Annotated in this window: 14 protein-coding genes; 6 read left to right on the top strand and 8 right to left on the bottom strand. The window is 70.8% G+C overall.

Features of this window, described 5'->3' with window-relative positions; genetic code table 11:
* The first annotated feature begins 259 nt into the window (after positions 1-259).
* From ACIA6C_RS06290 to ACIA6C_RS06280, 3 genes are all read left to right on the top strand, one after another.
* Complete coding sequence (locus ACIA6C_RS06290; RefSeq protein ID WP_399273286.1) at positions 260-913, top strand: DUF6230 family protein; 654 nt, start codon at positions 260-262, stop codon at positions 911-913.
* A gap of 108 nt (positions 914-1,021) precedes the next feature.
* The gene (locus ACIA6C_RS06285) at positions 1,022-1,591 is read left to right on the top strand and encodes a DUF6114 domain-containing protein (RefSeq protein WP_399273284.1); all 570 of its coding nucleotides are present in this window, start codon (positions 1,022-1,024) and stop codon (positions 1,589-1,591) included.
* Positions 1,581-2,882: a hypothetical protein gene (locus ACIA6C_RS06280; RefSeq protein WP_399273282.1), complete on the top strand. Its 1,302-nt coding sequence runs from the start codon at positions 1,581-1,583 to the stop codon at positions 2,880-2,882. The genes ACIA6C_RS06285 and ACIA6C_RS06280 overlap by 11 nt, the downstream gene beginning before the upstream one ends.
* A gap of 142 nt (positions 2,883-3,024) precedes the next feature.
* Here ACIA6C_RS06280 and pyk read toward each other — a convergent pair whose 3' ends face one another.
* The 3 genes from pyk to pta form a co-directional block, all read right to left on the bottom strand.
* Positions 3,025-4,458 carry a pyruvate kinase gene (gene pyk / locus ACIA6C_RS06275; protein ID WP_366078887.1) on the bottom strand — a complete coding sequence of 478 codons (1,434 nt, stop codon included), beginning with the start codon at positions 4,456-4,458 and terminating at the stop codon, positions 3,025-3,027.
* 63 nt (positions 4,459-4,521) lie between these two features.
* Entirely contained in the window at positions 4,522-5,736 is a 1,215-nt protein-coding gene (locus ACIA6C_RS06270; RefSeq protein WP_399273280.1) for an acetate kinase, read from the bottom strand.
* Positions 5,737-5,800: 64 nt separating this feature from the next.
* Complete coding sequence (gene pta, locus ACIA6C_RS06265; RefSeq protein ID WP_399273278.1) at positions 5,801-7,960, bottom strand: phosphate acetyltransferase; 2,160 nt, start codon at positions 7,958-7,960, stop codon at positions 5,801-5,803.
* A 234-nt stretch (positions 7,961-8,194) separates the two neighbouring features.
* On the opposite strand from pta, the gene ACIA6C_RS06260 reads away from it, so the two are divergent.
* A complete protein-coding gene (locus ACIA6C_RS06260; RefSeq protein ID WP_399273277.1) occupies positions 8,195-9,220 on the top strand; it encodes an ATP-dependent 6-phosphofructokinase in 1,026 nt (341 codons plus the stop codon).
* A gap of 61 nt (positions 9,221-9,281) precedes the next feature.
* Here the strand turns inward: ACIA6C_RS06260 and ACIA6C_RS06255 are convergent, their stop codons facing one another.
* On the bottom strand, positions 9,282-10,007 hold the full coding sequence (locus tag ACIA6C_RS06255) for an XRE family transcriptional regulator (RefSeq protein WP_399273275.1): 726 nt from the start codon (positions 10,005-10,007) through the stop codon (positions 9,282-9,284).
* 288 nt (positions 10,008-10,295) lie between these two features.
* Here ACIA6C_RS06255 and ACIA6C_RS06250 point away from each other — a divergent pair, with 288 nt between their 5' ends.
* Both ACIA6C_RS06250 and ACIA6C_RS06245 read left to right on the top strand, forming a co-directional pair.
* Positions 10,296-10,685 carry a MerR family transcriptional regulator gene (locus ACIA6C_RS06250; protein ID WP_361128463.1) on the top strand — a complete coding sequence of 130 codons (390 nt, stop codon included), beginning with the start codon at positions 10,296-10,298 and terminating at the stop codon, positions 10,683-10,685.
* 56 nt (positions 10,686-10,741) lie between these two features.
* Positions 10,742-11,095 carry a thioredoxin domain-containing protein gene (locus tag ACIA6C_RS06245; RefSeq protein ID WP_366078882.1) on the top strand — a complete coding sequence of 118 codons (354 nt, stop codon included), beginning with the start codon at positions 10,742-10,744 and terminating at the stop codon, positions 11,093-11,095.
* Here ACIA6C_RS06245 and glgB read toward each other — a convergent pair.
* The 4 genes from glgB to ACIA6C_RS06225 form a co-directional block, all read right to left on the bottom strand.
* Positions 11,085-13,370 (bottom strand): 1,4-alpha-glucan branching enzyme, encoded by a 2,286-nt coding sequence (glgB, locus tag ACIA6C_RS06240; RefSeq protein ID WP_399273272.1) that lies wholly within the window; start codon positions 13,368-13,370, stop codon positions 11,085-11,087. The two genes, ACIA6C_RS06245 and glgB, sit on opposite strands and share 11 nt — an antisense overlap.
* Entirely contained in the window at positions 13,367-14,818 is a 1,452-nt protein-coding gene (locus tag ACIA6C_RS06235) for a maltokinase (RefSeq protein ID WP_399273270.1), read from the bottom strand. Before ACIA6C_RS06235 ends, glgB begins: the two co-directional genes overlap by 4 nt.
* 172 nt (positions 14,819-14,990) lie before the next feature.
* The gene (treS, locus tag ACIA6C_RS06230; RefSeq protein ID WP_366078879.1) at positions 14,991-16,685 is read right to left on the bottom strand and encodes a maltose alpha-D-glucosyltransferase; all 1,695 of its coding nucleotides are present in this window, start codon (positions 16,683-16,685) and stop codon (positions 14,991-14,993) included.
* A complete protein-coding gene (locus ACIA6C_RS06225) occupies positions 16,682-18,676 on the bottom strand; it encodes an alpha-1,4-glucan--maltose-1-phosphate maltosyltransferase (protein ID WP_399273268.1) in 1,995 nt (664 codons plus the stop codon). The genes treS and ACIA6C_RS06225 overlap by 4 nt, the downstream gene beginning before the upstream one ends.
* Between the last annotated feature and the right edge of the window lie 439 nt (positions 18,677-19,115).

Here is a 19,115-nt window from a genome sequence, read left to right as displayed (position 1 = left end):
AGGGTCCCCACCGAGCCGGCCGGTGGCGGTATCGCCGGCCGTAGGACAGGGGGGTCTTCGCCGCACCGGCGGAGCCTGTCCTCCTGGTTGCGCGAACGCGTGGCCCAGTGGTTGTCGCTCGGGGGTGAACGCCGGTGTACGCGACGCGGCTCTGCTGCGGCTCGGCCGCTTGCGCTCCTTCCCGAGGACGTAGCACTTCTCCCATCCCAGGACGGGCACGGCCCGGACCGGAGATGTACGTCCGAGAAGGAGGAACAAGATGAGTTCTCAGGTTCGTGGCGGGACCAGATGGAAGCGCTTCGCGCTCGTCATGGTGCCGAGCATCGCGGCCACGGCCGCGGTCGGTGTGGGTCTGGCGCAGGGTGCCCTCGCGGCGTCCTTCAGCGTCTCCGGCCAGGACTTCAAGGTCTCGGCCGACAAGCTGGACGGTGACGACCTGCTGCAGTACGGCAGCGTCGCCAAGGGCAAGGGCCTCGACGGCAAGGACGTGGCGCACCCGGTCACCATCTCCGGGTTCCGCCACGCCGAGATCACCAACATGTGCCAGTCGCTGGTGACGCCGATCCCCGGCCTCGGCGCGATCACGATGAAGCTCCAGACCGGCAACAAGGGCAAGCCCGCGGTCGCGGAGAACATCTACCTGGACGTCGCCGAGCTCGACACGGACGCCACTTTCACCGACCTCGACATCGGTGTCGCGGTGGACGCTGCGGGCGGTACCAAGGACCACCCCACCGCGCCTCAGGCCGGAACGGTGGCCAACGGTGCGCTGTTCTCGCAGCGCGCCAAGAAGGCCGTGCTGACGAACGTGCGCCAGAAGGCGTGGGCGACGACGGCGGGCACCTTCACGCTGCCCGACCTCAAGCTGCGTCTGCTCAGCGGTGACCAGCCGTGCTACCAGGACGAGAAGTAGTCGTTCCTGGCAGGTGAGCGGTAGAGGCGGGCGGTGGCGGCCGTCGCCGCCCGTCCCTCCGAGCACCACAGAGTTCTCCGTACCACCGTTTCCAGGGAGCTGTTGTCCATGAACCCCCAGGCCCCGGTTCGCGCCGCAGACGACGCTTGGCTCACCGTGGTGTACTACCGCTTCCGCGCCTGGAGGGGCGGCCGGCCATTCTGGGCGGGCCTGTTCACTCTCATCGGCGGTTTTCCCATCGCGTACTTCCCCTACGCGGACCTCCGCCTGGGCAACATCACCATCGCCATGGCGACCACCGCGGGCGCGGGCTCGCTGATCATCGGCATCCTGCTGATGACCCTCGGCGTGGCCCTGTGGTTCCAGCAGGGCATCCGGGTCTTCGCCGGCGTGGCGTCGATCCTCCTGGCCCTGGTGTCCCTGCCGGTGTCCAACCTCGGCGGTTTCTTCATCGGCTTCCTGTTCTCGCTGCTCGGCGGCGCGCTCGCCCTGTCGTGGGCGCCGGGCAAGCCGGCCGGGCCCGAGGAGCACACCGACGCGCGCGACGCGGCGGTGGACAAGGCACAGGCGTACGCGGAGGCCCCCGCGGGCGGCGTCCCCGGACCCCGCGGCATGGAAACGGCTTACCCGAGCGAGACGACTGCCCACGCCGATGGCGGGAGGAACAGTGCGGGGTGACGAGACGCAGCAGGGCGTGGCCCCTGGCGCGGAGTCCCGCGAAAGAAGGGGTCCGCGGCACGCGGCGCCCCGGAAGTCGCTGCTGAACAAGATCCAGATACCCGTCGGCAAGACGATGGCGCTCGCGGCGATGCCGACGGCCGTGTTCGTCGGGATGGGCCTCGCCCCGAAGCTGGCCCTGGCCGACGACAAGGACATCCCCTTCGCGCCCGGCCCGTGCGTGACCCGCTCCGACGAGCCCACGCAATCGGCGTCCCCCACGCCGTCCGGCTCGCCCTCCACCTCCGCCTCGCCCTCTCCCGGCGCGTCCGCGTCACCCGGCGCGAGCGCGGCGCCGAAGCCCGGGCCGACCCCCTCGGCGTCCAAGCCCGCCGCCGAGACTCCGAAGTCCGTGCCGAAGCAGAGCACCCCGCAGTCCGCCTCTCCCTCGCCCACGGCCTCCTCGCCGGCGACGAAGCCCAAGAACCCCCTGGACCCGCTGGGTGTCGGCGACGCCCTCTCGGGCCTGGTCGGAGGGCTCACCAAGCCCCTCCAGGACGCGACGAAGCCGGCCACCCCGACGACCCCCGCGCCCGCCAAGACCGCCACGCCCACCCCCGACCCCTCCGCGGACGCGATCCGCGAGGCGGCGAAGAAGGCGGGCGCCTCGGTCCAGGAGCTGCCGCAGGACGTCAAGGACACGGCCAAGACCCCGAAGGACGAGACGGGCAAGACGGGCAAGAAGGCCGACGACGAGCCGACGGCCTCGCCCTCCCCGTCCGGTTCCCCCTCGGCTTCGACCGACCCGGACGGGAAGCAGCCCTTCCCCTGCCCGACCTACGACGCCAAGGCCCTCGCGGACGCCTCCATGGAGCAGGGCATCCCGCTGCTGCCGGACGAGCCCTGGTACCTCGACAGCTCCCTGCTGACCCTCTACGGCCTGGACTACGCGGGCATCGTGGAGGTCAAGACGGCGGGCGGCAAGACCAAGAAGGTCCTCAAGTTCACGGCGGACTCCCTGGACATCAAGGACCTCTACCAGACGGTCGGCAAGACGGGGAACGTCGCCCACCTCAAGTCCCGCCCGGGCTCCACGTCCACCATCCGCGGCGGCAAGGTGACGATGTACACCGAGAGCCTCAAGGGGAACCTGTTCGGGCTGATCCCGATCGAGTTCACCCCGAACTCCCCGCCGCCCCTGAACGTGCCCTTCGCCTTCTTCACCAACGTCAAGGTCGTCCAGGCCGGCCAGTTCGGCGGCAACCTCACGGTCCCGGGCCTCCACAACTACGTCGGCCCCCCGGAGGGGTAGCCCGGAGCGACGAACGGAGCTCCCGGCAGCGAACGCGCTGCCGGGAGCTCCGTCGTTCCCGACGCACCGAGGGCGGCACCCGGGCCCCGGTGGGGGTGGGTGCCGCCCTCGGTCTCTGTGCGGCAGAGGTGGAGCGGGTGGCTCAGGCGGTGGGCGCGGTGCCACCGAGGTGGTGGACGCGGACCATGTTGGTCGTGCCCGGGACGCCGGGGGGAGAGCCGGCCGTGATGACCATGGTGTCGCCGGTGTTGTGGCGGCCGAGCTTGAGCAGCTCGCCGTCCACCAGGTCGACCATCGCGTCCGTGGTGTCCACGTGCGGGACGATGTAGGACTCGACGCCCCAGCTCAGCGTGAGCTGGTTGCGGGTGTTCTGGTCCGTGGTGAAGGCCAGGATCGGCTGCTGCACGCGGTAGCGCGAGAGCCGCCGGGCCGTGTCGCCGGACTGGGTGAAGGCGATCAGCGCCTTGCCGCCGAGGAAGTCGGCGATCTCGCAGGCCGCGCGGGCGACGGAGCCGCCCTGCGTACGGGGCTTCTTGCCCGGGACCAGCGGCTGGAGGCCCTTGGACAGGAGCTCCTCCTCGGCCGCCGCGACGATCTTCGACATCGTCTTGACGGTCTCGATCGGGTAGGCGCCCACCGAGGACTCCGCCGACAGCATGACCGCGTCCGCGCCGTCCAGGATCGCGTTGGCGACGTCGGACGCCTCCGCGCGGGTGGGACGGGAGTTCGTGATCATCGACTCCATCATCTGGGTCGCGACGATCACCGGCTTGGCGTTGCGGCGGCACATCTCGATGAGCCGCTTCTGCACCATCGGGACCTTTTCGAGCGGGTACTCGACGGCCAGGTCGCCACGGGCCACCATGACCGCGTCGAAGGCGTCCACCACCGCGGCCATGTTCTCCACGGCCTGCGGCTTCTCCACCTTGGCGATGACGGGGACCCGGCGGCCGACCTCGTCCATCACCTTGTGGACGTCCTTGACGTCGTTCGCGTCGCGCACGAAGGACAGGGCGACCATGTCGCAGCCCATCCGCAGCGCGAAGCGCAGGTCGTCGATGTCCTTCTCCGACAGGGCCGGCACGTTCACGGCCGCGCCGGGCAGGTTGATGCCCTTGTGGTCGGAGATGACACCGCCCTCGATGACGATGGTCTTGACGCGGACGGCGTCGACCTCGGTCACCCGCAGCTCGACGTTGCCGTCGTTGATCAGGATCGGGTCGCCCTTGGCGACGTCGCCCGGCAGGCCCTTGTAGGTGGTGCCGCAGATGGACTTGTCACCGGGGACGTCCTCGATGGTGATGGTGAACTCGTCACCGCGCACCAGCTCGACGGGACCCTCGGCGAAGGTCTCCAGACGGATCTTCGGGCCCTGGAGGTCGGCGAGGACGCCGACCGCGCGCCCGGTGTCCTCGGAGACCTTCCGGACGCGGTCGTACCGCTCCTGGTGTTCTGCCTGGGATCCGTGGCTGAAGTTGAATCGGGCCACGTTCATGCCTGCCTCGATGAGTGCTTTCAGCTGCTCATACGAGTCGACGGCGGGGCCCAGCGTGCAGACGATTTTGGAACGGCGCATGGAGCGGATCCTATCGGTTTGTTTCGTAGCGGAATATTCCGTCTGGTGGAAAGTCCAAAGTGACTACTGGGTAACCAGCGCGTAGGCCTGAGCGGCGATCTCCAGCTCCTCATCCGTCGGTACCACGGCCACGGCCACCCGGGCGTACTCCGCCGAGACCAGCCGCGGCCGCGACGAGCGCGCCGCGTTGGCCTCCGGGTCGAGCGCCAGGCCCAGCGCGGCCAGCCCGTCCACCGCAGCTTCCCGGACCTGGTGGGCGTTCTCGCCGACCCCGGCCGTGAACGTCACCGCGTCCACCCGGCCGAGCACCGCCGAGTAGGCGCCGATGTACTTCTTCAGCCGGTGCACGTACGCGGCGAACGCCATAGACGCCGCCTCGTCCCCCTCGCCCGCGCGCCGCAGCACCTCCCGCATGTCGTTGTCGCCGCACATGCCCAGCAGACCGCTCTTCTTGTTCAGGAGCGAATCGATCTCATCCACCGAGAGGCCGCCTACCCGCGCGAGGTGGAAGATCACGGCCGGATCCAGGTCGCCCGACCGGGTTCCCATGACCAGCCCTTCCAGCGGGGTGAGCCCCATCGACGTCTCCACGCAGACCCCGCCCCGCACGGCCGAGGCCGAGGCCCCGTTGCCCAGGTGCAGGACGATCACGTTGACGTCCTCCACCGGCCTGCCGAGCAGGGCGGCAGTCGCCCGCGAGACGTAGGCGTGGGAGGTGCCGTGGAATCCGTAGCGCCGGATGGAGTACTTGCGGGCGGTCTCGGCGTCGATCGCGTACCGGGCCGCGTACTCCGGCACCGTCGCGTGGAACGCCGTGTCGAAGACGGCGACCTGCGGGAGATCGGCGCGCAGCGAGCGCGCCACCTCGATGCCGGTCACGTTCGCCGGGTTGTGCAGCGGGGCCAGCGGGATCAGGCTGCGGATCTCCGCCAGCACCTCGTCGTCGATCACCGTCGGCCGGGTGAACCGGGTACCGCCGTGCACCACCCGGTGGCCGACCGCGGCCAGTTCGGGGGAGTCCAGGCCCAGCCCGTCGGCGGCCAGCTCCGCCGAGACGGCCCGGAGCGCGGCCCCGTGGTCGGCGATCGCCCCGGTGCGTTCCCGCTTGCCGCCCGCGGCACCGGGTCCGGTCAGCGGCTCGTGCACGAGCCGGGACGTCTCCTCGCCGATGCGCTCGACCAGGCCGACGGCGAGGCGGGAGGAGTCCGCCATGTCGAGGAGCTGGTACTTGAGCGAGGAGGAGCCGGAGTTGAGGACGAGGATGCGTGATGCGGTCACCGGTGCGGATGCCTTCTCTGGTGGATGGGGGAGGGCGGGGGGGAAGGGGAGGCGGACGTGCGGGTCAGCCGGCCGACGGCTGCGGCACGGCGGGCGACCGGCCGGGCGACTGGGCCTGAATCGCGGTGATCGCCACCGTCGTGACGATGTCCTGGACCAGGGCCCCGCGCGACAGGTCGTTGACCGGCTTGCGCAGCCCCTGGAGCACCGGACCGACCGCGACGGCGCCCGCCGAGCGCTGCACCGCCTTGTACGTGTTGTTGCCCGTGTTCAGGTCGGGGAAGATCAGCACGCTCGCCCGCCCCGCCACCTTCGACCCGGGCAGCTTCGTCGCGGCGACGGAGGGCTCGACCGCGGCGTCGTACTGGATCGGCCCCTCGATGAGCAGGTCGGGCCGCCGCTCGCGGACGATCTCGGTGGCCTTGCGGACCTTTTCCACGTCCGCGCCGGTCCCGGAGGTGCCGGTGGAGTACGAGAGCATCGCGATCCGCGGCTCGACGCCGAAGGCGGCGGCGGTGGCGGCGGACTGGACGGCGATGTCGGCGAGCTGCTCGGCGCCCGGATCCGGGTTGACCGCGCAGTCCCCGTACACCAGGACCTGGTCGGCCAGGCACATGAAGAAGACCGAGGAGACGATGGACGCCTGCGGCTTGCCCTTCCCGTCGCCTGCCGCCTCCGTGCCTGACGCGCCTCGCGCGGCCGCCTCCGTCTTGATGATCTCGAAGGCGGGGCGGATCGTCGCGGCGGTGGAGTGCACGGCGCCGGAGACCATCCCGTCGGCCAGGCCTTCCTGGACCATCAGCGTGCCGAAGTAGTTGACGTCGGTGACCACGTCGTTGGCCAGCTCGACGGTCATGCCCTTGTGGGCCCGGGCCTTGGCGTAGTACTCGGCGAAACGTTCACGCAGGGGCGAGGTCGCCGGGTCGATCAGCTGGGCGTCCGAGATGTCGATGCCCAGGTCGGCGGCCTTCTTGAGGATCGCCGGCTCCTCGCCGAGCAAGGTCAGGTCGCAGATCCCGCGCCGCAGCACCACGTCCGCGGCGCGCAGCACGCGCTCCTCGGTGCCCTCGGGCAGCACGACCCGGCGGCGCTCGGCGCGGGCCCGCTCCAGCAGCTCGTTCTCGAACATCATCGGCGTGACGCGCTCGGAGCGGGCCACCGACAGCAGGTCACGCAGCTCGGCGGTGTCCACGTGCCGCTCGAACAGGCCGAGCGCGGTCTCCAGCTTGCGCGGGGTCGCGGAGTTCAAACGGCTCTGGAGCGAGAAGAGTTCCGCGGCCGTCGGGAAGCTGTTCCCGGCCACCGACACCACGGGAGTACCGGGAGCCAGCTTCGAGGCCAGCGTCAGGATGTCCCGGCCCGGGCGCTCGTTCAGGGTCAGCAGCACCCCGGCGATCGGCGGGGTGCCGGAGGTGTGCGCGGCCAGTGCGCCGATCACCAGGTCGGAACGGTCCCCGGGGGTGACGACCAGGCAGCCGGGGGTCAGGGCGCCGAGGAAGTTCGGCAGCATCGCGCCGCCGAACACGAAGTCGAGGGCGTCGCGCGCGAGCCCGGCCTCGTCTCCGAGCAGCACCTCGCCGCCGAGCGCGCGGGTGATCTCGGCGACGGTCGGGGCGGAGAGGGACTTGTCGTCCGGCAGGACGTAGCAGGGCACGGGGAGGCGGGCGGCCAGCCACTCGGCTATGACGTCGCGGTCCCCGGGGGCCACCCGGTTGACCGCCATGGCCACCACGTGGCAGCCCAGGCCCTCGTACGCCCGGTAGGCGTTGCGGGCCTCCGCGCGGACCGCCTCGGCGGAGTGCTTCGTGCCGCCCACGACGGGCACGACCACGGCCCCCAGCTCGTTGGCGAGGCGGGCGTTCAGCGCGAGCTCGTCCGGCAGGTTGGTGTCGGCGTAGTCGGTGCCGAGCACCAGCATGACCTCGTAGTCCCGGGCCACCCGGTGGTAGCGCTCGACCAGCCGGGACACCAGCTCGTCGGTGCCCTTCTCGGCGAGGACGGCCGAGGCCTCGTGGTACTCCATGCCGTACGCGGACGCCGCGTCCTGGTCTATCCGGTAGCGGGCCTTCAAGAGGTCGAAGAGCCGGTCGGGGCTGTCGTGCAGCAGCGGACGGTAGACGCCCACCCGGCCCGTCCGCCGGGCCAGCAGCTCCATGATCCCCAGTTCGACGACCTGCCGGCCGTCCCCCCGCTCGATACCGGTCACGTACACGCTGCGCGTCACGCGTGCTCTCCGTCCATGTTCATCGATCTCTTCGGGTCGGTTGTCCCAGTTAGGGTGGGCTTGACCTCTTGACAATACCTCTGAGCGTAGCTACGACACCTGCCGGGAAAGAGCGCCCGGCCCCGGCCCCGTGGAACAATCGGACAAGGGCCCCAGTAATACGCCTTTCATATGTACGGCCGCCCGCCCGCACGCGTACGGCCAGGTACGACCAGGAGCAGGAGACACACCACGATGCGTATCGGAGTTCTCACCGCAGGCGGCGACTGCCCAGGACTGAACGCCGTCATCCGGTCGGTCGTACACCGAGCGCTGGTCGGACACGGGGACGAAGTCATCGGCTTCGAGGACGGCTTCAAGGGTCTGCTCGACGGCCACTACCGCCCCCTGGACATCAACGCCGTCAGCGGCATCCTGGCCCGCGGCGGCACCATCCTCGGCTCGGCGCGCATGGAGCGCGCCCGGCTGCACGAAGCCGCCGAGCACGCGCAGGAATTGTCGACCCGGTACGGCATCGACGCGCTGATCCCGATCGGCGGCGAGGGCACGCTGACCGCCGCCCGGATGCTCGCCGACGCCGGGATGCCGGTCGTCGGCGTACCCAAGACCATCGACAACGACATCTCCTCCACCGACCGCACCTTCGGGTTCGACACCGCCGTGATGGTCGCGACCGAAGCCATCGACCGTCTCAAGACCACCGCCGAGTCCCACCAGCGCGTCATGGTCGTCGAGGTCATGGGCCGGCACGCGGGCTGGATCGCCCTGGAGTCCGGCATGGCCGGCGGCGCCCACGGGATCTGCCTGCCGGAGCGCCCGTTCGAGGTGGACGCCCTGGTCAAGATGGTGGAGGAGCGCTTTTCCCGTGGCAAGAAGTTCGCGGTGATCTGCGTGGCCGAGGGCGCGCACCCGGCCCAGGGCTCCATGCCGTACGAGAAGGGCGAGATCGACGCGTACGGGCACGAGCGCTTCGCCGGCATCGGCAACCGCCTGGCCGTCGAGCTGGAGCACCGCCTGGGCAAGGAGGCCCGCCCGGTCATCCTGGGCCACGTCCAGCGCGGCGGCACACCCACCGCGTACGACCGCGTCCTCGCGACCCGGTTCGGCTGGCACGCCGTCGAGGCGGTGCACCGCGGCGACTTCGGCAACATGACCGCCCTGCGCGGCACCGACATCGTCATGGCCCCCCTGGCCTCCGCCGTCACCGAACTCAAGCGGGTCCCGGACCACCGGATGTACGAGGCCGAGTCGGTCTTCTGACCGGTCCCGCCGGCGCGGGGGCGGGCGGGGTTCCGCGCGGTGTCGTACCCCGTGCGGGGCCTTACACCGTGCCGACGGCCACCGCCCAGAAGCGCTCCACGATCTGCGAGAGGTACTCCCGGCCGGAGTCGCCCGTCGCCGTCGCGCCCCCGCCACCCCAGCTCAAGGTCGCCAGCATCAGCGACTGGTACTCGCCGTGCATCTTCTCCAGCACCCGGTCCAGGTCCGCCCGGGGCACCGGCAGCAGCTTGGCGAGCGGCTTCGCGTACGCCTGCCAGCGCGTGGTCACCGCGCTGCGCAGCAGCTCGGCGAGCTCCTGCTCCTTGCCGGTGGCCCGCACGAACTGGGCCAGGTTCAGCCCCAGCGTCGCGGCGAGGGCGGCCGACTGCCGCTCGTTGCCCTTCCAGCGGCCCGAGTCCTCCATCTTCTGGTACGCGTTCGTCTCCATCCCGATGCGCCGGGCCAGGTCGTCGGGGGCCAGGCCCCGGGCCAGCCGGTGCTCCCTCAGGGTCACCGGCTCCGCGAGCAGTTCACCGGGGGCGCACCACAGCACCCCGGCAAGCGCCGTGAGTTCGGCGGAGGACGGCGAGATCTCGCCACGCTCCCATGCCATCACCGTCTCGGGCGCGACCGTCAGGCCGTACTGGGCGCGCAGGCCGAAGGCGACGTGACCGGGAGCCATGCCCAGGGCAGCGCGGAGACGACGCGCGGCGGGGGCATTGAAAGGGGGGCTGGAATGCACAGGGCACACGGTAGGAGTTGCCAAGGCATGGCGACTACAGACCATTCAAACAAGCTCATAACTCGTAGGAATGTCCTATTGAGTTCGCCGCTTTGGGTGGGTTTCCCGGCGACCGTCCGGTAATCGGATGGAGTGAAGATCCAATTCCAGCGTACGGATTTCGCCACTCGATTTCAGGGTTACCGGAACAACGGCCGAGTGATCCCCGTCACGACCTTGAACCGGCCATCCACCGCCCACGTGATCCGTACCGGGGGCCCTCGCCTACGGGGGTGGCGAGGGCCCCGAACGCCTCCTTGCCTTGACCTCGACGTCAAGGCTTACGGTCGCGGCATGCGAATCGGCGAACTGGCGGAGCGGGCCGGGACCAGCACGCGGACCCTGAGGTACTACGAGTCGCGCGGGCTGCTGCCCGCCCGGCGGACCGGCAACGGCTACCGCACCTACGACGAGGAAGACCTGCGCCTGCTGCGTCAGATCCGGGTGCTCCAGGACTTCGGCTTCGAGCTGGAGGAGACCAGGCCCTTCGTGGAGTGCCTGCGCGCCGGACATCCGGCCGGGGACTCCTGCCCGGCCTCGCTCGCCGTCTACCGGCGCAAGCTCGCCGAGCTCGACGCGGTCATCGGCCGGCTGGCCGACGTACGGGAGACGGTCGCGCGCCAGCTGGCCGAAGCCGAGGAGGCGGCCGGGGAGGCCGCCGCACCCCGCTGTGAACTGACCTGACCAGGGGCCCCGGCCGGGAGGCCGGCCGGGGCCCGGCAAGAGGACCGACCAGAGGAATGGGGAAGAAGATGAAGGCTCAAGGCGTCGCCGAAGTGACCGACGCGGACTTCGAGGCCGAGGTGCTCGGCGAACGGGGCCGCCCCGTGCTCCTGGAGTTCACCGCGGGCTGGTGCGGCCCCTGCCGGCAGATCGCGCCCGTGATCTCCGCGATCGCCGCCGAGGAGGCCGACCGGCTCAAGGTCGTGCAGATCGACGCGGACAGCAACCCCGCCACCGTCATCCGGTACGGGGTGCTGTCCCTGCCGACCCTCATCGTCTTCCGCGACGGCGAACCCGTCCGGCAGATGGTCGGGGCCCGCGCCAAGCGCAAGCTCCTCCAGGAGCTGGAGCCCGAGCTCGCTACGGCTTGAACCAGACCGTCGCCATCGGCGGCAGCGTGAGGCGCAGGCTCACCGGGCGCCCCTGGGCCGCGACCGGCTCGGGGCGCAGCGGCTGGAGGTGGCGCACCCCGCTGCCGCCGTACGCCTCGGAGTCCGTGTTGATCACCTCGTGCCACTGTGCCACCTGCTCCGGCACCCCGATCCGGTAGCCGTGCCGGACCACCGGGCAGAAGTTGGACACCGCCAGCAGCGGCGAGCCGTCCTCGGCGTACCGCAGGAACGCGAAGACGTTGTCGTCCGAGGCGTCCGCCTCCACCCACGCGAACCCCTCCGGTACGGTGTCCCGCTCCCACAGCGCGGGCGTCGCCGTGTAGGTGCGGTTCAGGTCCCGCACGAGGTCGCGCACGCCCCGGTGGTCACCGGCCGCCGAGTACCCGGGGTCCACCAGCCACCAGTCCGGCCCGTGCTCCTCCGACCACTCCGCCCCCTGCGCGAACTCCTGTCCCATGAACAGCAGTTGCTTGCCCGGGTGGGCCCACATGAAGCCCAGGTACGCGCGGTGCGAGGCCCGCTGCTGCCACCAGTCGCCGGGCATCTTCGACACCAGCGCGCCCTTGCCGTGCACCACCTCGTCGTGCGAGATCGGCAGCACGTAGTTCTCGCTGTACGCGTAGATCATCCCGAACGTCATGTCGTGGTGGTGGTACTTGCGGTGCACCGGCTCCTTCGACACGTAGCGCAGCGTGTCGTGCATCCAGCCCATGTTCCACTTGAGGCCGAAGCCCAGCCCGCCCGCGTCCGTCGGCCGGGTCACGCCCTCCCATGCCGTGGACTCCTCCGCGATCGTCACCACGCCCGGGCAGCGCCGGTACACGGTCGCGTTCATCTCCTGGAGCAGCGCCACCGCGTCCCAGTTCTCCCGCCCGCCGTGCTCGTTCGGGAGCCACTGGCCTTCCTCGCGCGAGTAGTCGAGGTAGAGCATCGAGGCCACCGCGTCCACCCGCAGCCCGTCGATGTGGAACTCCTCGCACCAGTACACGGCGTTGGCGACGAGGAAGTTGCGCACCTCCTTGCGGCCGTAGTCGAACTCCAGCGTCCCCCAGTCCGGGTGGGCGGCCCGCCGCGGGTCGTGGTGCTCGTACAGCGGCCTGCCGTCGAACTCGGCCAGCGCCCACTCGTCGCGCGGGAAGTGCGCCGGGACCCAGTCGACGATCACGCCGATCCCGGCCCGGTGCAGCGAGTCCACGAGGAACCGGAAGTCGTCCGGGGTGCCCATCCGCGAGGTCGGCGCGTAGTAGCCGGTGACCTGGTAGCCCCAGGACCCGCCGAACGGGTGCTCGGCGACCGGCATCAGCTCCACGTGCGTGAAGCCCAGCTCCCGCACGTACGCGGGGAGCTGCTCGGCGAGCTCGCGGTACGAGAGCCCGGGCCGCCACGACGGCAGGTGCACCTCGTAGACGGACATCGGCGACAGGTGGGCCGGCCGGGCGCCGCGCGTGGCCATCCACTCGGAGTCCTGCCAGGTGTGGTGGGAGTCGGTGACGATCGAGGCGGTCGCCGGCGGGACCTCCGCGCGCCGGGCCATCGGGTCGGCGCGTACCGTGTGGCCGCCGTCGGGGCGGGTGATGTCGTACTTGTAGAGGGTGCCCTCGCCGACCCCCGGCAGGAACAGCTCCCACACCCCGGTCGAGCCGAGCGAGCGCATCGGGTACGCGCCCGAGTCCCAGTACGAGAAGTCCCCCATCAGCCTCACGCCCTGGGCGTTGGGCGCCCACACCGTGAAGCGGGTGCCGCTCACGCCCTGGTGTTCCATGACCCGGGACCCCAGTGCCGTCCACAGTTCCTCGTGGCGGCCCTCGCCGATCAGGTGGAGGTCCAGCTCGCCCAGCGCCGGCAGGAACCGGTAGGGGTCGTGTACCTCGGCCCCGTCGCCGTCGTACCCGACGAGCAGGCGGTACTCGGGCACCTCGGGCAGGGGCAGCAGCCCGGAGAACAGGCCGTCGCCCTCGTCGTCGAGCTCGGCCCGCAGCTCGCCGGCGAGGACGGTGACGGACTTCGCGTACGGGCGCAGCGCGCGGAAGACCACCCCGCCGGGCCCGGGCCGGGCGCCCAGTACGGCGTGCGGGTCGTGGTGGCGGCCCTCCAGCAGCCGGGCCCGCTCCCCGGCGTCGAGCACGGGCGCCGGCGAGACGCCCTGGGGCGCGGCGGGCCGCCGGGCGCGGGGGGCACGAGCCTTCCTCGCGGGCTCGGGGGCGGTAGCGGCTTCGTCGCGGACGGTCGGTGACGGCTGTCGTGCGGCGCTCACGCGAGCGGCCTCCTCGGGGGCTTCGGATGGGGCTGGGGGTGGGCGGCGCCGCCCGGGACGGGCGGCAGCCGGTGGGCCGGCCGCTGGGGCTCCGAAAGCCGCCGGATCGCCGCCATCGGGACGTGCAGCCAGTCGGGGCGGTGCCGGGACTCGTAGCGGGCCTCGTACACCGCCTTGTCGGTCTCGTACGCCCGCAGCAGGACGGGGTCCTCCCGCGGGTCGCGCCCGGTGGTGCGCGCGTAGCCCTCGCAGAACGCGGCCCGGCAGTCGTCGGCCCACGCGGGGGCGAACGGCCGGTGCGAGCGGGCGGCGTAGTCGAAGGAACGCAGTATCCCGGCGATGTCGCGCACCGCCGGTTCGGGGCGGCGGCGGTCGGCCAGCGGCCGGGCCGGTTCGCCCTCGAAGTCGATCAGCGCCCAGCTGCCGTCGGGGGTCCGCAGGGTCTGCCCCAGGTGCAGGTCCCCGTGGATCCGCTGGGCGGCGACCCCGGCGCCCCGGGAGGCGGCCAGCGCGTCGAACGCCCCGCGCAGCCCCGCCTCGTAGGGCAGCAGCGCGGGCACCTCGCGGGCGGTGGCGGCCAGCCGGGCCGTCATCCCGGCGGCGAGCCGGGCGGTCTGCTCCGGATCCAGGGCCACGGTGGGCAGGGCGTCGGCGAGCGCGCTGTGGACCTCGGCGGTGGCCCGGCCCAGCGCGTGCGCCTCGGCGGTGAAGTCGGCCCCTGCGCCGAGCCGGCGCAGGGCGAGCTGCCACCCGTCGTCGGAGCCCCGCAGGTACGGCTGGAGCACGCCCAGGGTCAGCGGTTCGGAGCCGGGCAGTTCGGCCTCGTACCAGGCGACGGGCGCGGGTACCCGGGCGCAGCCGACGGCGGCCAGGGCCCGGGGCAGTTCCAGATCGGGGTTGACCCCGGGGCCGACCCGGCGGAACACCTTGAGGATGTGTGAATCCCCGTAGATCAGCGAGGAGTTGGTCTGTTCTCCGGACAGCGGCCGGGGCGCGGGCGCCGCCGGGATCAGCGCGTGCGGGTCCCGCTCGAAGCGCAGCGGGCCGAGCGCGCCCGGCGAGCGCAATCGTTCCAGCAGCAGCGCCGCGAGCCTCGGATCGCCGAGGCCCTCGTAGACGGCGTGCCCCGCGTACGGGCCCTGCTCGGCGTACCCGATCAGCGCGGGCGCGAGCGCCGGAGGCAGGTTGGGGCGTACCCCGAGCAGCAGCTGGTAGCAGTCCGAACTGCCCTCGGCGTCCACCCCGACCAGCAGGTGGAGCAGCCCGGGCGAGGCCCCGGGCGGCAGCAGTTCGACGGCCGAGACCAGCCGGAGCCGGGTGATGGGGCGTCCCTTGCCGGCGAACCAGCGCTGTTTCGGCAGCCAGGCCCGCAGCATGGGCTCCAGCGGTCCGAGCGGGACTCCTGCCAGGCTTCCCTGGCGGCTCCGGGCGGATGCAGCCTCCGACATGGCGTCGCGTCCTTTCCCCGGGCCGTCACAGAATGCGCAGAGTGTCCCGGATGGCGATGGTTGCTGTCCGGCGGTGTGCGAGTGTCGGGTCAGGATGATCCGTACAGGGGCGGGCGATTGACCCATTCGCGCGCCCGCCCCGTACCGCCGTTACCCGCTTTTCGGTGCCGGACTACTCAGTGCGCAGGCGGAACCACAGAAAGCCATGGCCCGCGAGCGTGAGCAGGTACGGCCATTCGCCGATCGGCGGGAACCGCACATCGCCCGTGAGTTCGACGGGCACCCGCCCGTTGAACGAGCGCAGGTCCAGCTCGGTGGGCTGGGCGAAGCGCGAGAAGTTGTGCACGCACAGCACGAGGTCGTCTCCGTACTCGCGCAGGAACGCGAGCACCGCCGGGTTGGTCGACGGCAGTTCGGTGTACGACCCGAGCCCGAAGGCGGGGTTGGCCTTGCGGACTTCGATGAGCCGGCGCGTCCAGTGCAGGAGCGAGGAGGGCGATGCCATCGCCGCCTCGACGCTGGTGACCTGGTACCCGTAGACGGGGTCCATGATGACCGGCAGGTTCAGCCTGCCCGGATCGCAGGAGGAGAAACCGGCGTTGCGGTCCGGCGTCCACTGCATGGGCGTGCGCACGCCGTCCCGGTCACCCAGCCAGATGTTGTCGCCCATGCCGATCTCGTCGCCGTAGTAGAGCACCGGTGATCCGGGCAGCGACAGGAGCAGGGCGGTGAACAGCTCCATCTGGTTGCGGTCGTTGTCCAGGAGCGGGGCGAGCCGGCGCCTGATGCCGATGTTGGCCCGCATCCGCGGGTCCTTGGCGTACTCGGAGTACATGTAGTCGCGCTCTTCGTCCGTGACCATTTCGAGGGTGAGCTCGTCGTGGTTGCGCAGGAAGATGCCCCACTGGCAGTTCGCCGGGATCGCCGGGGTCTTGGCCAGGATTTCGGAGACGGGGTAGCGGGACTCTCTTCGCACCGCCATGAAGATGCGCGGCATGACGGGGAAGTGGAACGCCATGTGGCACTCGTCCCCGCCCTTGGTGAAGTCCCCGAAGTAGTCGACCACGTCCTCGGGCCACTGGTTGGCCTCGGCGAGCAGGACGGTGTCGGGGTAGTGCGCGTCGATCTCGGCCCGGACCCGCTTGAGGAGCGCGTGGGTGCGCGGCAGGTTCTCGCAGTTGGTTCCCTCCTCGGCGTACAGGTAGGGCACGGCGTCGAGGCGGAAGCCGTCGATGCCGAGGTCCAGCCAGAAGCGCAGCGCCGAGATGATCTCCTCGACCACGGCCGGGTTCTCGTAGTTGAGGTCCGGCTGGTGCGAGAAGAAGCGGTGCCAGTAGTACTGCTTGCGCAGCGGGTCGTACGTCCAGTTCGAGGTCTCGGTGTCGACGAAGATGATGCGGGCGTCCTGGTACTGCTTGTCGTTGTCGGCCCACATGTAGTAGTCGCCGTACGGCCCGTCCGGGTCCTTGCGCGACTGCTGGAACCACTCGTGCTGGTCGCTCGTGTGGTTCATGACGAAGTCGATGATCACCCGCATGCCGCGCTGGTGCGCGGCGTCCACGAACTCCACGAAGTCGGCGAGGTCGCCGAACTCGGGCAGCACCGACGTGTAGTCGGACACGTCGTAGCCCCCGTCGCGCAGCGGCGAGGCGAAGAACGGCGGAAGCCAGAGGCAGTCCACGCCCAGCCACTGGAGGTAGTCGAGTTTGGACGTGAGTCCCTGCAGGTCGCCGACGCCGTCGCCGTTGCTGTCCTGGAACGAGCGGACGAGGACTTCGTAGAACACCGCCCGCTTGAACCAGTCGGGGTCGCGGTCCTTGGCGGGGGTGTCCTCGAACATGTCGGGGACGGGATCGTTGATCATCATGTGATGGGTGACCCTCCGGTGGGCGGGGACGGTCGCAGAGCGGCCAGCACGTGCGCGGGCGTCCTGCCCGGCTCTAGGCGCACGTAGTTCGCCCTGCCCCAGTGATAGGTCTCGCCGGTGAGCTCGTCGCGCACCGCGAGGGACCCGTGCCAGTCGAGGCCGAGTACCGGCATGTCCAACGAGACGGTCGCCTCCTGGGTGTGGTGCGGATCGAGGTTGACGACCACCAGTACGGAATTGGCTCCGGCGTGCTTCGAATAGGCGATCACCTGTTCGTTGTCGGTCGAATGGAAGTGGAGGTCGCGCAGCTGCTGGAGGGCGGGATTGCGGCGGCGGACCCGGTTCAAGGTGGTGATCAGCGGGGCGATGGTGCGGCCCTCACGTTCGGCGGCGGTCCAGTCGCGTGGCCGGAACTCGTACTTCTCGGAGTTCAGGTACTCCTCGCTGCCCGGCCTGACCGGCTCGTTCTCGCAGAGCTCGTACCCGGCGTAGATCCCCCAGGTGGGGGACAGGGTGGCGGCGAGCACGGCCCGCACCTCGAAGGCGGGACGTCCGCCGTGCTGAAGGTACTCGTGCAGGATGTCCGGCGTGTTGACGAAGAAATTCGGCCGCATGACGGCCGCCGAACGGTCGTCGGTGAGCTCGGTCAGGTACTCCGTCAGCTCCGCCTTGGTGTTGCGCCAGGTGAAGTACGTGTAGGACTGCTGGAAGCCGACGGCGGCCAGGGCGCGCATCATCGCGGGGCGGGTGAAGGCCTCCGCCAGGAAGATCACGTCGGGGTCGGTCTTGTTGATGTCCGCGATCACCTTCTGCCAGAAGACGACGGGCTTGGTGTGCGGATTGTCGACGCGGAAGATCCGGACGCCGTGGTCCATCCAGTGCCGCAGGATCCGGACCGTCTCCTCGACGATCCCGGCCATGTCGGTGTCGAAATGGATCGGGAAGATGTCCTGGTACTTCTTCGGAGGGTTCTCGGCGTACGCGATCGTCCCGTCCGCGCGGTGACGGAACCACTCCGGTCGCTTCTCCACCCACGGATGGTCCGGCGAGCACTGGAGCGCGAAGTCCAGGGCGATCTCCATCCGGAGCTCACGGGCCCGCGCCACGAAGGCGTCGAAGTCCTCGATGGTGCCCAGCTCCGGGTGGACGGCGTCGTGGCCGCCCTCGGTCGACCCGATGGCCCACGGCACACCCGGATCCCAACTACCCGCTGAGAGAGTGTTGTTGGGGCCCTTGCGGTAGGTGCTGCCGATGGGGTGGATCGGCGGCAGGTACACGACGTCGAAGCCCATCGCGGCGATCGCCGGCAGCCGCTCGGCGGCCGTCCGGAAGGTCCCGCTCACCGGGGCCGAGCCGGGCTCCACCACCGCTCCCTCGGAGCGGGGGAACATCTCGTACCAGGAGCCGAAGAGGGCCCGCTTGCGCTCGACCAGCAGCGGCAGCGGCTTGGCGGCGCTGACCAGCTCCCGGTACGGGCGCCGCGCGAGGGCCTCGGTCACCGGCGCCGCGAGGGCCGCCGCGTACCGTACGGAGACCTCCCGGTCCTCGTCGCGCATCGCCTCGGCGGCGGCCAGCACGTGCGCGCGCCCGTCCTTCTTGGGGATCTTCGCACCGGCCCGCGCGTACAGCTCCGCGCCTTCGAGCAGCATCAGCCCGGTGTCGATCCCCGCGGGGATCTTGATGGCGGCGTGCGAGCGCCAGGTGGCGATGGGGTCGCTCCACGCCTCGACGGTGTACGTCCACCGTCCCTCCGTGTCGGCGCAGACCCGGGCGCCCCACCGGTCGGTACCGGGAGCGAGTTCGTGCATCGGCACGGGTGGCCGCAGCCGTCCGCTCGGGTCTCGGAGTACGACGTGGGCGGAAACGGCGTCGTGGCCCTCGCGGAACACGGTGGCCGAGATCCGGAAGACCTCGTCCACGACCGCCTTGGCGGGTCTGGCGCCGCAGTCGACGGCAGGGCGGACGTCCAGCACGGGAATGCGACCGATCATGATGGGATCACCTGGGGGCAGTTCGCGGGGCTAGGTGTGGGCGGTCCGGCAGACGGGGCAGCCGGCAGTGCACGCTCTGTTCGCTCTGTTTCTAGCCGTTCAGAAGACGGCTGGGCTGCGGGCATGGCCGCTCCTGTCCGCGTTCACTCGGGTGGCGGGAGAGGTGGTGGGCGGTGTGCGCCGTGCGTGTACCCGGGGAGCCCTTCCCACTCTCGTCCCGCCCAATCCGCGTGCTTGGTTAACTACTCGTACGTAGTGGCACGCCGATAACCAAGCCCCGGCTCGACATCCGCCGAGGCTCCGTCAAGTCGGTTGGAAACTCCCGGACCTACACCGGTATACCCCCTTCGCGGCCCGCCCGCCTGTTGGCGTCGTGGCCGCGCGGCGCCTTCGCGGGCTAGCCTCGTGGCTCCGGAAGTGGATCCAAAGTGGACGGATG

The organism is Streptomyces sp. NPDC051578, assembly GCF_044454045.1.
GTDB lineage: Bacteria > Actinomycetota > Actinomycetes > Streptomycetales > Streptomycetaceae > Streptomyces.
This window is presented reverse-complemented; position numbering and strand designations above follow the sequence as displayed.